The 13,377-nt window shown below is 71.5% G+C and carries 12 protein-coding genes and 2 pseudogenes; 8 read left to right on the plus strand and 6 right to left on the minus strand.

The genetic code is table 11. The features are described 5' to 3' along the window. Positions 1-20 precede the first annotated feature (20 nt). Both ACWDYF_RS14435 and ACWDYF_RS14440 read left to right on the plus strand, forming a co-directional pair. Entirely contained in the window at positions 21-335 is a 315-nt protein-coding gene (locus ACWDYF_RS14435; protein WP_389463204.1) for a putative quinol monooxygenase, read from the plus strand. Beyond that, positions 325-1,560 (plus strand): helix-turn-helix domain-containing protein, encoded by a 1,236-nt coding sequence (locus ACWDYF_RS14440; RefSeq protein ID WP_389463206.1) that lies wholly within the window; start codon positions 325-327, stop codon positions 1,558-1,560. Before ACWDYF_RS14435 ends, ACWDYF_RS14440 begins: the two co-directional genes overlap by 11 nt. A gap of 19 nt (positions 1,561-1,579) precedes the next feature. Here ACWDYF_RS14440 and ACWDYF_RS14445 read toward each other — a convergent pair whose 3' ends face one another. Next, positions 1,580-1,861, minus strand: coding sequence for a hypothetical protein (locus ACWDYF_RS14445; protein ID WP_389463208.1), 282 nt, complete (start codon positions 1,859-1,861; stop codon positions 1,580-1,582). A gap of 367 nt (positions 1,862-2,228) precedes the next feature. On the opposite strand from ACWDYF_RS14445, the gene ACWDYF_RS14450 reads away from it, so the two are divergent. Further along, entirely contained in the window at positions 2,229-2,369 is a 141-nt protein-coding gene (locus ACWDYF_RS14450; protein WP_389463209.1) for a hypothetical protein, read from the plus strand. A gap of 858 nt (positions 2,370-3,227) precedes the next feature. Here the strand turns inward: ACWDYF_RS14450 and ACWDYF_RS14455 are convergent. Next, entirely contained in the window at positions 3,228-3,647 is a 420-nt protein-coding gene (locus tag ACWDYF_RS14455) for a DUF6578 domain-containing protein (protein ID WP_389463210.1), read from the minus strand. 653 nt (positions 3,648-4,300) lie between these two features. Here ACWDYF_RS14455 and ACWDYF_RS14460 point away from each other — a divergent pair. Both ACWDYF_RS14460 and ACWDYF_RS14465 read left to right on the plus strand, forming a co-directional pair. Then, positions 4,301-5,041 (plus strand): annotated as a pseudogene (locus tag ACWDYF_RS14460) (serine/threonine-protein kinase); the annotation flags it as partial. A gap of 318 nt (positions 5,042-5,359) precedes the next feature. After that, a pseudogene (locus tag ACWDYF_RS14465) lies at positions 5,360-6,157 on the plus strand (PP2C family protein-serine/threonine phosphatase); the annotation flags it as partial. 148 nt (positions 6,158-6,305) lie between these two features. On the opposite strand, the gene ACWDYF_RS14470 reads toward ACWDYF_RS14465, so the two are convergent. After that, complete coding sequence (locus ACWDYF_RS14470) at positions 6,306-7,067, minus strand: phosphoglyceromutase (RefSeq protein WP_381737224.1); 762 nt, start codon at positions 7,065-7,067, stop codon at positions 6,306-6,308. Between the two features lie 219 nt (positions 7,068-7,286). Between ACWDYF_RS14470 and ACWDYF_RS14475 the strand changes: the two genes are divergently transcribed. Next, positions 7,287-8,660, plus strand: a complete 1,374-nt coding sequence (locus ACWDYF_RS14475; protein WP_389463211.1) for an MDR family MFS transporter — start codon at positions 7,287-7,289, stop codon at positions 8,658-8,660. Between the two features lie 67 nt (positions 8,661-8,727). Here ACWDYF_RS14475 and ACWDYF_RS14480 read toward each other — a convergent pair whose 3' ends face one another. Further along, positions 8,728-9,213, minus strand: coding sequence for a DUF2000 family protein (locus ACWDYF_RS14480; RefSeq protein ID WP_389463212.1), 486 nt, complete (start codon positions 9,211-9,213; stop codon positions 8,728-8,730). 176 nt (positions 9,214-9,389) lie between these two features. On the opposite strand from ACWDYF_RS14480, the gene ACWDYF_RS14485 reads away from it, so the two are divergent. Beyond that, positions 9,390-10,157, plus strand: a complete 768-nt coding sequence (locus tag ACWDYF_RS14485; RefSeq protein WP_389463329.1) for a helix-turn-helix transcriptional regulator — start codon at positions 9,390-9,392, stop codon at positions 10,155-10,157. Here ACWDYF_RS14485 and ACWDYF_RS14490 read toward each other — a convergent pair. Further along, on the minus strand, positions 10,111-10,740 hold the full coding sequence (locus ACWDYF_RS14490) for a type III secretion system chaperone family protein (protein ID WP_389463214.1): 630 nt from the start codon (positions 10,738-10,740) through the stop codon (positions 10,111-10,113). The two genes, ACWDYF_RS14485 and ACWDYF_RS14490, sit on opposite strands and share 47 nt — an antisense overlap. Continuing rightward, positions 10,733-12,070: a D-inositol-3-phosphate glycosyltransferase gene (gene mshA / locus ACWDYF_RS14495; RefSeq protein ID WP_018568762.1), complete on the minus strand. Its 1,338-nt coding sequence runs from the start codon at positions 12,068-12,070 to the stop codon at positions 10,733-10,735. The genes ACWDYF_RS14490 and mshA overlap by 8 nt, the downstream gene beginning before the upstream one ends. Before the next feature lie 419 nt (positions 12,071-12,489). On the opposite strand from mshA, the gene ACWDYF_RS14500 reads away from it, so the two are divergent. Then, on the plus strand, positions 12,490-13,239 hold the full coding sequence (locus ACWDYF_RS14500; RefSeq protein WP_389463331.1) for a class I SAM-dependent methyltransferase: 750 nt from the start codon (positions 12,490-12,492) through the stop codon (positions 13,237-13,239). The last annotated feature ends 138 nt before the right edge of the window (positions 13,240-13,377 follow it).

Below are 13,377 nucleotides of genomic sequence, written 5' to 3' on the forward strand. Positions count from 1 at the left end.
CGACGGAGGAAGGACCTCGCATGTTCGGACTGATGGTGCGTTTCACCTGCAAGGACGATGCGGCGGCGGCCGCGTTCGACGACCTGGTGGCGCGGACGGGTGAGCACATCCGTGCGCATGAGCCCGGAACGGTGGTCTATGCCGTGCACCGTGTTGACGGCCGACCCTTGGAGCGCATGTTCTACGAGCTGTACCGGGACGAGGACGCCTTCCAGGAGCACGAGTCGAAGGACTACGTCCGTCACTTCCTCGCTGAGCGGGAGCAGTACCTCTCCGCCACCGAGGTCGACCGCCTTGACTTCGTCTCCGGCAAGGGCGTGCGCGTTGAGCAGTGACTACGAGCGGGCACTCGGCCGCAAGATCGCTTCCGGGCGCAAGCGTCGCGGGCTCTCACAGAAGGAGTTCGCCGCGCTGCTGGGGCGTTCGGAAGCCTGGCTGTCGCAGGTGGAGCGAGGCGTACGCCGCATCGACCGGATGACCGTGCTCGAGAAGGTCGCCGACGTCATGGGCGTACCAGTGGCGGAGCTGGCAGCCGAGGCGCCTCTCATGGCGTCACCGACCGAGGACCCGGCGAGCGGAGCCGACAGGCTGCGGCTGCTGCTCAGCACCCCGCATGTTCTCAAGGCGCTCGTCCGCCAGGCACGGGATGGTGCGCCCGTGGATGTGACAGCGCTTGGTGGGGAGGTCGCGCGGGCCTGGGAGCTTGTCCACCGAGGAGTCCACGCCGAACTGACCGAGTTGCTGGAGGCTCTGGTGCCCCGGCTGGAATCGGCCGCCCGTGTTGCCACCGGGGCGGAGCAGTCCGACGTCTTCCGGTTGCTCGCCGACACGTACCAGGCGTTCGGTGCCGCGCTCGCGAACATGGCGGAGCCCGAGGCTGCCTGGGTCGCGATCGACCGTGCCGTAACCGCCGCCGAGCGGGCTGGTGACCCCTTGCTGATGGCCGCCGGTGCGTTCCGCTTGTCGGTCGTCTTCCTCGGTGCTCGTCGCTTCGCGCAGGCGGCCGATGTCTCCGGGAGCGCTGCCGAGGCACTGGCGCATGGGGAGGGCGCCGAGCAGACCGAGAGGCTGGCGCTACGCGGTGCGCTGACGCTCCAACGTGCCCTCGCCGCAGCCCGGCTGAACCTGGCCGATGATGCGTACGCGTTCCTGCGCACCGCCCATGATCTGGCCGAACAGGTCAGCGAAGGGCGCAACGACTACAACACCGAGTTCGGTCCGGCCAACGTGTCGGTGCATGAGGTGTCCGTGGCGGTCGGCCTCGGAGATGCCGGGGTGGCTCTCCGAGCCGCGAAGAGGGTCGACGTGTCGGTACTCTCCGAGGAACGGCAGGCACGATTCCACATCGACCTCGCCAAAGCCCATGCGCAGCGTCGGCAGATGGACGATGCGGTGTCAGCTCTGTTGCGCGCGCAGGGGTCGGCGCCTCAGTTGGTGAGTTCCATGCCGTCCGTGAGGCAACTCGTGGCAGATCTGCTGCTCATGGGCCGACCGCCCTCCGAAGCGTTGCTACGGCTGGCTGAGGAGTTGGGCGTGGACGATCCGCCAAGCGGTAACTGACGCCGGCCCCGGGTCTCGTTCAGCCGGTCCCCTTCGGTTCCGTCCGTGCTTCGGAACCGTCGTCCGGTTCTGGACGGAGACGGCTCTTGGCTGCTTCGAGGCGGGTGTCGTAATCGCCCATGAAGATCTCGGTCAGCGTCTTGTCCAGCGCTCCCGATATCGCGTGGATCGGCGACCAGACGGCTGGGTCGTGGACGATCTTCGCTAGGTCGTCGGACACGAACATCCCTCGATAGAGCCAGTCCGACAGCACGAATGCCTGGTCTCTCGTGAGCCTGATGATGACCGTCTCGTCGTCCATGGGTTCAACTCCGCCTCTCAGCCGATGGGAGCCTGGCATCGCTCGTCAGCACAGCGCGTAAGCACAACTTCCGGGCGCCTGAGGGAGCCGGACATATTTAGCAGTGGGCCCGTCCCCCTCACGGGATGATCTGACCCGTGGCAGAAGCGGCAGGCAACGGCAGCGACGACGGTCATATGCGGGTCGAGGATCTGGCCTGGGCCCATGGACTCGTTTCGCCGGATCCCGCTGAGCGCGCTGCCACCCTTGAGTGTCATACCCGAGCCCGCTCGGAGGCCGACGCCGCGTATGGCCGATTGCACGAGGACTGGTTTCCCAGGCTCCGGTTCAGGTCCAGATGGCGGGCGTACCGCGAGGCCGCCGGTCGATGTTTCCCGAGGGCCTGTGGAGCGGGAGCGGATACGGCCGCGGGGAGATCAGCACCTGGCCGGGGCTGCCCCTTTCACTGCTCTTCCTGGAATGGGAGGCACGCTATCCGCAGGAGTGGACGGAGCACGCCAAGGCGTGAGGCGCGAAGCAGACTCTTCTCCGGGACCTGGCCGCCGCCACCGACCACGATCAGCACCTGAGAGCGAAGCTCATGGATCTGGTCATGCTGGCCAGCCAGCGAACCTACCGGTGCAGGGACCGTGAATACGTGCGGGCGGCCCGCGCAGTGGACGGAGACGAGCAGCGCGACAGGCTCCGCGAGGCGCAGCGCTCGGATAGCCCTTCGGCACGGCGTCACGCGAGCTACGTGCTGTCACTCCTCGACCGTCCCGAGACGCCGAACACCCGGCACGTCTGGCGGACGTGGCTCTCCGGCACCCCCACACCTGGCGAAAAGCCCCCCACCAGGCGGGAGAAACCGCAGGCAGGGGGCTTGAAGCCCCGGGCTTGATTCCTCTTGCCCTGGGTCTTTCGGGAGATCTCGGTGACCTACGCTCCCCCTGCTCAGGCACGGTGGGCCCGAGCGCTTGGTGGTCGTCGTTGGTCGTCATCGGCCACTGCCGAGCGGCCCCAGACAGCCCAGAGACGGCCCAGCTCTGCCGCGCTCGCTTGACCGTCGGCACCTTCGACGCGCCCAGTTCGAACCTCGGCCGACGACAGCCCGTAACGACGGCGGATGCGCCGACCGACCACGCACGTCTGTGCCTCGCCGCACCCCCGCCGACCTCAGACACGCTGCCTGTTTCGACGTCCAGCGTTTGACAGCGGCGACAGGCCAAGCCCTCGACTTGGGAAGCTGCGGGCATTTGAGATCAGCTGGGGCGCTGAACCGGGCGGACGGTCGGTTGGCGGTCGCGTCGGGGCTGCTCGCTTTCACGATTGGGTACGGAGGTGCTGTACAGCGACCGCGGGTAGGGAACCGATCCCGCCAGCTCCCTCACCGACCGCAGGCAGCCGTACCTTTCGGCCCGTCTGTGGTGCGCCGGGCCGTGACCAGGTAGCCCGCGAAGCTAACGTCCGGCCTGGTTTCCGCGCACCCATCCGCCTCCTTGACCGGAACCAGCACGGTCGTGCCCGGAACTGGTTGGTTCACCTTGTTCGTAGCGCCCGGGGCTACCTCGTAACGGCAGTGCACCTCGGCGATCGACAACACCTCCACCAAGGTGGGTGCGTGCCCCTCCTCCTGGCCGTGATGCTCCTCGCGGAAGTCGATCTCATCCGCGCGGTCGCTGCCAACGACATCGGCGTAATCCTCCGGATCGACCTCCAATAGCGTCCACGAGACAACGTCCCCTGGCACAAAGCTCTGTCCGCAGCACTGGATCTGCCAGTCATCGATCCAGATCGTCAACTTCATGCGCTGATCGTCCTCTCAACGTCCTGAGCCCATCGGGGCCTTGCGCGTGACCTCTGACACCGGCTTCAGGAGCGAGGCTGGGTGGCCTCGGGCCTGGGCCGCGACTTCGTCGGCCGAGGAAGTGAGCGGCTACTCGACCGCAGGGCGCCGGTGTCGACCGTGGCTGACCGCTGCACCTGGCACGGCTGGGGCACACACCTCAGCCGACCACAGTCAACTACGACGACGGGCGCGCCAACTGGCCAAGCGCGCCGGTGTCTCGCTGCGCCCCTGCCAGCCGCCGAAGCCTACGTCCTCGCGTACCAGCCATCCGCCACCTGACGACCCGGCACACAGACGAAAGCAGCCTGCCCGCGCACGACGGCTCTGCTGCCGACAGGCCGCACAGTGCGGGCACGCCACCCCCCACTTCTTCTTCCGACATCAGCCGGCCACGGCGTCAGGTCAGCCGACTGCGCTGCCGCACGCGTGCGTTCTTCGGTTCGGACGGGGTGTCAGCGGCGATCCGGTCCGGTAGGTTCCTGACGATGGCGGACCCCTGCGACCCACCATGATTTCGGCGTGAACGGTAGTCGCCCGAGGCCGCGCCGTACGGGTGGGGGGCAGGCGGGTTGAGCGTGTTGGAAGCCTTGGAGCCGGGGGACCCGCAACGGGTGGGCCGGTACCAGATCACGGCGCGGATCGGCGTGGGCGGGATGGGCCAGGTGTTCCTGGCGCGCTCACCGGGCGGGCGCTCGGTCGCGATCAAGGTGGTACGCCCGGAACTGGCGCGTGAGCCCGACTTCCGGCGTCGTTTCGCCCGCGAGGTCGCCGCCGCGCGGCGGGTCAACGGGGCGTTCACCGCAGGGGTGGTCGATGCGGACCCGGACGGTTCTCCGGCCTGGCTGGCCACCGTCTACGTCCCCGGTGTCTCCCTCGGGGAAGCCGTCCGGAAACACGGGCCCTGGCCGGTCTCCGCGGTCCTGGCCCTCGGAGCGGGTCTGGCAGAAGCCCTGGAAGCCATCCACGACGCGGGAGTGGTCCACCGCGACCTCAAACCCTCCAACATCCTCCTGGCAGCCGACGGACCGCGGGTCATCGACTTCGGGATCTCGATCACCAGCGAGGCCAGCGCACTCACCGGTACCGGCGTGGCCATCGGAACGGCCGGCTTCATGTCCCCTGAACAGCTCACCGGCGCTCCCGTCGGCCCGGCCAGCGACGTCTTCGCCCTCGGCGCGGTCCTGGCCTACACCGCCACCGGCGCGGGCCCGTTCGGCACCGGCAGCGCACACGCCCTGCACTACCGCACCGTGCACCAGCACCCCGAGCTCCGTGCCCTCCCGCCCGAGCTGTGTGGCATCGTGGCCGCCTGCCTCGCCAAACAGCCCGGCGAGCGCCCCGCTCTGGCCGACATCCTCCGGCAATTCGCCTCGGACACTCCAGGGCACGGGGGCGCGCACTCGACGCACTCGCTCACAGAACCGGGGTGGATGCCCTCCCCGGCTGCCGGACTCGTACGCGAACACGCGGGAATCCCCCGTCCGCGCACTCCACCCGCGCCGCCGCCGCTGCCCCTCCCGCCCCGGCAACCCGTGCGACCGGAACCAGACGGGTTTCATCGGGCGCCCACCCAACCCGGGAAGCAGCCCGGCCGCGCTGGAAAACAATCCAGGACGAAGCGCTTCTTCCGCGGCGAGGCGCCGACGCCCACAGCCCGCGCCTCGACCGGCTTGGTGCTGTCCTTCGCCGCGGGTTCGCACGGAGGGCTGGTCCGGGAGAGCAACGAGGACTCCGGTTACGCCGCTCCGCGCCTGCTCGCCGTTGCCGACGGCATGCGCGGCCACGCCGCCAGCCCGGCCGCGGGGAGGATCGCTTCCTCGGAGGTGATCTCCACCATCATCACGCTCGAAGACGGCGTACCCGGAGCCGACCTCCTCACCTCGCTCCACACGGCCGTGCAGCGCGCCAACGGCCAGCTGCGCACCATGGTCGAGGAGGACCCACAGCTCGAAGGCATGAGCACCACGCTCACCGCCCTGCTGTGGACCGGCCAACGGCTCGGTCTGGCCCACGTCGGCAACTCCCGCGCGTACCTGCTGCGGAACTCTGTCCTGACGCAGATCACCCAGGACCACACCTGGGTGCAGCGTCTTGTCGACGAGAGGCACATCACCGAGGAGGAGGCCGCCACCCATCCGCAGCGCTCCCTGCTGCTGCGCACGCTGGGCAGCAGCAACAACATGGAACCCGACCTCTCGATCCGCGAGGTCCGCGCCCGCGACCGGTACCTGATCTGCTCCCACGGCCTGTCCGGCGCCGGCTCCCACCAGTCGTTGCAGGACACGCTCGCCGGCTACCAGAGACCGCAGGACGCCGTCACGGAACTCATCCGGCTCGCGCTGCACGGCGGCGGGCCCGACAACATCACCGCCATCGTCGCCGACGTCCTCGACCTGGACACCGACGACACCCTCGCGGGGGAGCTTTTCAACACCCCGGTGATCGTCGGCGCAGTCACCGAGAACCAGTACTGAACGTTCTGCGACACCGCCATGGCCGCCGACGCCTACGTCCTCGCGTACCAGCTCCCCGCCACCTGACCAGCACGATACGCAGACGAAAGCCGCCTGCCCGCGGACGGCGGTTCCGTGGGCAGGCGGCTCTGGAGCAGGGGTGTTACTTCTTCTTGCCCTGGTTCTTCACGGCCTCGATCGCCGCCGCGGCCGCGTCCGGGTCGAGGTAGGTGCCGCCGGGGTTGAGGGGGCGGAAGTCGGCGTCGAGGTCGTAGGCGAGGGGGATGCCGGTGGGGATGTTGAGGCCGGCGATGTCGGCGTCGGAGATCTGGTCGAGGTGCTTGACCAGGGCGCGCAGGCTGTTGCCGTGGGCGGCGACGAGGACCGTGCGGCCGGTGAGGAGGTCGGGGACGATGCTGTCGAACCAGTACGGCAGCATGCGGGCGACGACGTCCTTGAGGCACTCCGTCCGGGGGCGCAGCTCCGGCGGGAGGGTCGCGTACCGCGCGTCGTCGAACTGCGAGAACTCCGCGTCGCGGGGCAGCGGCGGCGGCGGGGTGTCGTAGGAGCGGCGCCAGAGCATGAACTGCTCCTCGCCGAACTCCGCGAGCGTCTGGGCCTTGTCCTTGCCCTGGAGGGCACCGTAGTGGCGCTCGTTCAGGCGCCAGGAGCGGTGGACGGGGATCCAGTGGCGGTCGGCGGCCTCCAGGGCGAGCTGGGCCGTGCGGATCGCGCGCTTCTGGAGGGACGTGTGGACCACGTCGGGCAGCAGGCCGGCGTCCTTGAGCAGCTCACCGCCGCGGACCGCCTCCTTCTCGCCCTTCTCGTTGAGGTTGACGTCCACCCAGCCGGTGAACAGGTTCTTCGCGTTCCACTCGCTCTCGCCGTGGCGGAGGAGGATCAGCTTGTACGGTGCGTCGGCCATGTCTCCGAGCCTAATCCACGCATTCGGCGCGCCGCCCGTGCGCCCGGCAGGCGGACAGGGGGCCGGTCCCGGGGAGGTGGTCCGCCGGGGCGTGCCGCCGACAGTTGACGGCTTCTGTTAATTGACTGGTTGGGCGGCGGGCCCGGCTCGTAGGTTGTGCGTACGGCGGGCGCGTAAGTCGCGCTACGAGCAGCAGCCACTTACATCCGGGGGTCGTCCATGTCCGTCACCAGTCCCAGACGCGCCGCCGGTCTCCGGCGTGCCGCCCGCGAGACGGTCTCCGGGCTCCCCCGCGAGTTCTGGTGGCTGTGGACGAGCACCCTGGTCAACCGGCTCGGCGCCTTCGTCGCCACGTTCATGGCGCTCTACCTCACCCTCGACCGGGGGTACTCCGCTTCCTACGCCGGTCTGGTCGCCTCGCTGCACGGGCTGGGCGGGGTCGTCTCGTCGCTCGGCGGGGGCGTGATGGCCGACCGGCTGGGGCGGCGGCCCACCCTGCTGATCGCGCAGGCGTCGACGGCCCTCTCCGTCGCGCTGCTCGGCTTCGTGCGCGACCCGGTCTCCATCGCCGGTGTCGCCTTCCTGGTCGGCATGGCCTCCAACGCCTCCCGTCCGGCCGTGCAGGCGATGATGGCGGACATCGTGCGGCCCGAGGACCGGGTGCGCGCCTTCTCGCTCAACTACTGGGCGATCAACCTCGGCTTCGCCGTCTCCTCCATGGCCGCCGGTTTCATCGCCGAGTTCAGCTATCTGGCCGGGTTCCTGATCGAGGCCGCGATGACCCTGGCCTGCGCGATCGTCGTCTTCCTCAAGCTGCCCGAGTCCCGGCCCGGCAGCGACGGCGGCGAGTCCGGCCGGGAGGCGGGCGCGGAGGCGTCCGTGGGGCTGGTGGCCGTGCTGCGCGACCGCCGCTTCATGAGCGTCGTGGGGCTGTCCTTCCTGGTGGCGGTGGTCTTCCAGCAGGGGGCTGTCGGGCTGCCGGTGGCGATGGGCCGGGCCGGGTTCACGCCCGCCGACTACGGTCTGGCCATCGCCGTCAACGGCATCCTCATCGTCGCCCTCCAGATCCCGGTCACCCGGCTCATCGAGCACCGGGACCCCAAGCGGCTGCTCGTCGTCTCGTCCCTGCTGGCCGGGTACGGGTTCGGGCTCACCGCCTTCGCCGGGTCGGTCGGTGTCTTCGCCCTGACCGTGTGCGTCTGGACGCTGGGCGAGATGATCAACGCGCCGACCCAGACCGGGCTGGTCGTCCGCCTCTCCCCCGTGCACGGGCGCGGCCGCTACCAGGGCGTCTACACGCTGTCCTGGTCGCTGGCCGCCCTCGTCGCCCCGCTGATGTCCGGCGCGGTCATCGACCGGCTCGGCGCCCAGTGGCTGTGGGGGATGTGCGCGGTCGTGGGGACCGCCGCCGCCGTGGGGTACGGCGCCCTCATGCGGAGCCTGCCGCAGGAGGACGACCGTCCGTACCTCGACGGCCAGAGCGGCCAGGATGGCGACAAGGGGCTCGCGGGTGCCGGTGCGATGGATCGGGCGATCGCCGACGCCCGCCCCTCCGCCGACGCCCGCCCCTCCGCCGAGGCCGGTACCGCGTGACCTGTGGCCTGCGACCTGCGACCTGCGACCTGCGACCTGCGACCTGCGCCCCGACGGGCGTCTCCTCTCACGGGTGCATCCGCGCCCCCTTCATCACCTTGTCCACCGCGTTGCGCGGGCCGTACACCGCCAGGCCCGCCAGATCCAGGTCGGCGGTCCGTACGGCCCGTACCGCCGCGCGGTTGTCGCGGTCGTTGCCGGTGGCGAAGAGGTCGGTGGTGAACAGGGCGCGCGGGAGGGCGCGGGACAGGGCCCGGGTGCGGGCCGCCGCCAGGGTCTCCTTGGTGCCCTCGAAGACCAGCACCGGCTGGCGGAACATGGGCAGGTAGGACACGTCGTCGGCGTCCGCGTACGGCTCGCCGACCACCTCCGGGACCGTGGTGCCCAGGCCGCTGACCAGGAAGGCGGTCACGTTCAGGCGCTGCCAGGTCTCCAGGTCCTCGCGCAGCAGTACGGCGATCTTCGTGTCGAAGCGGACGGGCGCGGGGGCGGTGGCCTCGGGCGCGGCGGGCTCGGGGGCAGCGGGCTCGGGGCGGGTGGGCTCTTCGTTCATGGGACGAGGCTCCCGGGCCGCGTACGCCGTCGTCTTGTACGTTCTTTGCGCGGTACGTTCGACCCGTGGCCGACCAGCGACAGGCACCCCAGGACCCCCAGGAAGCCCCGGCGGTCCGGGCGGACCCGGCCGCCCGCCGGGACGTCTCCGCCTGGCGCCCCGGTGTCCCGGGCGTCGTGGAGGTCCTGCACGCGCACTTCACCGGCTACGCCTACCCGATGCACGTGCACGAGGCGTGGACGCTGCTGGTCGTGGACGACGGCGCCGTACGGTACGACCTCGACCGGCACGAGCACGGCACCCCGCACGACACGGTGACGCTGCTGCCGCCGCACGTGCCGCACAACGGCTCACCGGCCGCGCCGGGCGGCTTCCGCAAGCGGGTCGTGTACCTGGACAGCAGCCGGCTGGGCGAGGAGCTGATCGGGGCGGCCGTCGACGGGCCCGAGCTGCGCGACCCGGTGCTGCGGCGGCGCGTCGGGCAGTTGCACTCCGCCCTCGGCCGACGCGGCGACGAACTGGAGGCGGAGAGCCGTCTGGCGCTCGTCGGCGGACGGCTGCGGGACCATCTGCGCCGCCACCGGACGGACGCCGCCGCGCGCCTGGAGCGGCGGGACCCGGTGCTCGCGCGGCGGCTGCGGGAGCTGCTCGACGCGCGGGTGGTGGCCGGTGTCCCGCTGGAGGAGGCCGCCCGGCTGCTGCACGCCCATCCGGCGCATCTGGTACGGGCGTTCAGCGGCGCGTACGGCATCGCCCCGCACCAGTACCTGATGTCCCGCCGGGTCGGGCGGGCGCGCCGGCTGCTGCTGGACGGGCTGCCGCCCGGGGAGGTCGCGTCGGTGACCGGCTTCTACGACCAGGCCCATCTGACCCGGCACTTCAAGTGGCTGGTCGGGGTCACTCCGGGGCGTTTCCGGGGGCCTGGCGTTCGATCAGGTGGGTGAACGCGTCCAGGTTCCGCGTGGACTCCCCGCGGGAGGTCCGCCAGGCGTACTCCTTGCGGATCGCGGAGGCGAAGCCCAGTTCGAGGAGGGTGTTGAAGGCGCCGTCGGCCGCCTCCAGGACCTGGCCGAGCAGCCGGTCGATCTCGTCGGCGGTGACGGCGGCGAGGGACAGCCGGGCGGTGACGTAGATGTCGCCGAGCCGGTCGACGGCGTAACTCACGCCGTACATCCGCAGGTTGCGTTCGAGGAGCCAGCGGTGGACGCCCGCCTCGTTCTCGTCGGGGTGGCGGATCACGAAGGCGTTCAGCGAGAGGGTGTGGCGGCCCGCCAGGAAGGAGACCGTGGTGGAGAGCTTGCGGGTGCCGGGAAGCTTGACGACATAGGTGCCGGGCCGCGGGCTCTCCCAGTCCAGGCCGGTGTCCTCGAAGGCGGCTTCGAGGGTGCGCGCGGCGCGCTCCGCCTCGCCTCCGGCAGCCGCACCCGCACCCGCACCCGCACCCGCACCCGCACCGACATCCGTACCTGCTCCGGCATCCGCGCCGGTGTGACCGTCCGTCCCGCCCGCCTCGTCCGTCTCAGCCATGGTGGGAGCGTACGCGACGCCGGTACGACTGGAGCGCGGCCGTGTACACCTCGGCCGTGGCCGCCGCCGAGGCGTCCCAGCCGAAGGAGCGGGCGTGCCGGGCGGCGGCGGCGCCCGTGCGGTCGACGAGCTCCGGGTGGTCGGCGAACTCGCGCAGCACGCGCGCGTAGGCGGCCGGTTCGTGTCCCTGGACCAGGAAGCCGGTCTCGCCGTGCCGGACGGCCACCGGCAGGCCGCCGACCGCCGCCGCGAGCACCGGGGTGCCGGTGGCCTGGGCCTCGATCGCGACCAGCCCGAAGGACTCGCTGTAGGAGGGCATGACCAGCACGGACGCGGCCCGGAACCAGTCGGCGAGCTGGTCCTGCCCGACCGGCGGCCGGAACCGTACGACATCGGCGATGCCCAGCCGGGCGGCCAGCTTCTGCAACCCCTCGGGCTTGGCGAGGCCGCTGCCGCTGGGGCCGCCGACCACCGGTACGACGATGCGTGAGCGCAGGTCGGGCCGCTCGTCGAGCAGCACGCCCACGGCCCTGAGCAGCACGTCGGGGGCTTTGAGCGGCTGGATGCGGCCGGCGAAGAGCGGGATCAGGGCGTCCTGGGGCAGGCCGAGGCGGGCGCGGGCGGCGGCGCGGCCGTCGCCGGGGCGGAAGCGGTCGAGGTTGACGCCCGGGTGGACCACGGCGACCTTGGCCGGGTCGGCGGTGTAGTGGCGCACCAGTTCACCGGCCTCGTCCTCGGTGTTGGCGATCAGCCGGTCGGAGGCGGCGACGATCTGGGTCTCGCCGATGACGCGGGCGGCGGGCTCGGGGGTGTCGCCGTCGGCGAGGCTGGCGTTCTTGACCTTGGCCATGGTGTGCATGGCGTGCACCAGGGGGACGCCCCAGCGCTGGGCGGCGAGCCAGCCGACGTGCCCGGAGAGCCAGTAGTGCGAGTGGACGAGGTCGTAGTGGCCGGGGCGGTGGCCCGCCCAGGCCTGCATCACGCCGTGCGTGAAGGCGCACAGCTGGGCGGGCAGTTCCTCCTTGGCGAGTCCCTCGTACGGACCGGCGTCCACATGGCGGACCAGGACGCCGGGCGCGAGGTCGACGCGGGGCGGCAGGCCGCCCGTGGTGGCCCGGGTGAATATCTCCACCTCGATGCCCTGGGCGGCCAGGCGCTGGGCCAGCTCGACGATGTAGACGTTCATGCCGCCGGCGTCGCCGGTGCCGGGCTGGTGGAGCGGTGAGGTGTGCACGGAGAGCATGGCGACGCGCCGGGGCCTGCGGTAGAGCCGCAGCCGCGCGGGAGCCGACGACGAGCGGCGCCCGAGCCTGCCGACGTACTGGCTCACGTGGCGTTCCTCCTTGCTGCGGGCATGCCGGACCCGGGGCGCGGTGCGCCCTTCAGGGGGCAACGCCGTCGGGGGCGGCTCCCTTCCCGATGCCCGGGTCTTTGCACAATCATTACCAATCTCGATCAACCGTTCGATGGTGAGGTGCGTACGCCTGTTCGACGGTCGGCATGTTCGGCGGCACGTACGGGGGGCATGCGCGCGGTGTACGCGGTGTACGGCGTGTGTCCCGGGCCGAGTGCCCCCATACCCTCGTATCCATGACATCCCGTGCAGCGTCCGCCCCCCGCGCCCGGCTCCGTGCGAGCCGCGCGGGCGTTCCGGACGGCCGGAGCGGCTCGGACGGCGGTTCGGGTGGGCGGGCTCCCGTCGTCGGGACGGTGACGCGCGGGACGACCAACCCCAACCGGCTGCGCCGCATGGACCGCTGGATCGCGGCCATGCACGGCGCCGAGCTGCGGCGCGCCGACGAGCCGGTGGCCGTCGACCTCGGCTACGGCGCCGCGCCCTGGACGGCGGTCGAACTCCTCCAGCGGCTGCGCACCGTGGCTCCACGCGCGCGCGTGGTGGGCGTCGAGATCGAACCGGCGCGGGTCGCCGCCGCGCTCCCCTACGAGCGCGACGGGCTCGACTTCCGGCACGGCGGCTTCGAGGTGCCCCTCGCGCGGCGCCCGCAGCTCATCCGCGCGGCGAACGTGCTGCGGCAGTACGACGAGGACCAGGTCGCCGCCGTGTGGGAACGGCTGTGCGCGCGGCTCGCCCCGGCGGACGGGCACGCGCGCGGGGGACCGCGCGGGGGACTGCTCGTGGAGGGCACCTGCGACGAGATCGGGCGTCGGCACGTCTGGGTGGCGCTCGGCCCGGAGGGGCCGCGCACCGTGACCTTCGCCACTCGGCTCGGCTCCCTGCACCGCCCGTCCGACCTCGCCGAGCGGCTCCCCAAGGCACTGATCCACCGCAATGTGCCGGGCGAGCCGGTGCACGCGTTCCTGCGCGACTTCGACCGCGCCTGGGCCGCCGCCGCGCCCTATGCCTCCTACGGCGCGCGGCAGCGCTGGATCCGCGCGGTGCGCGACCTCACGGCCGACTGGCCGGTGATGGACGGGCCGGGGCGCTGGCGGCAGGGGGAAGTGACGGTGGAGTGGGGGGCGTTGGCGCCGCGCCGCTGAGCCGGGAGCGCCGGACTTCAGCCGCCCCCGGTGCGTCTTCCGTGGCCCGCCCCGAGGCACACCGCCGGATCCCGCATGCCTCGCGCGCCCCGCGCGCCCCCTCCCGTGCTTCCTTCACCTCCGCCCGTCGCGCCTGTG

The sequence above is a fragment of the Streptomyces sp. NPDC003284 genome, assembly GCF_053589675.1.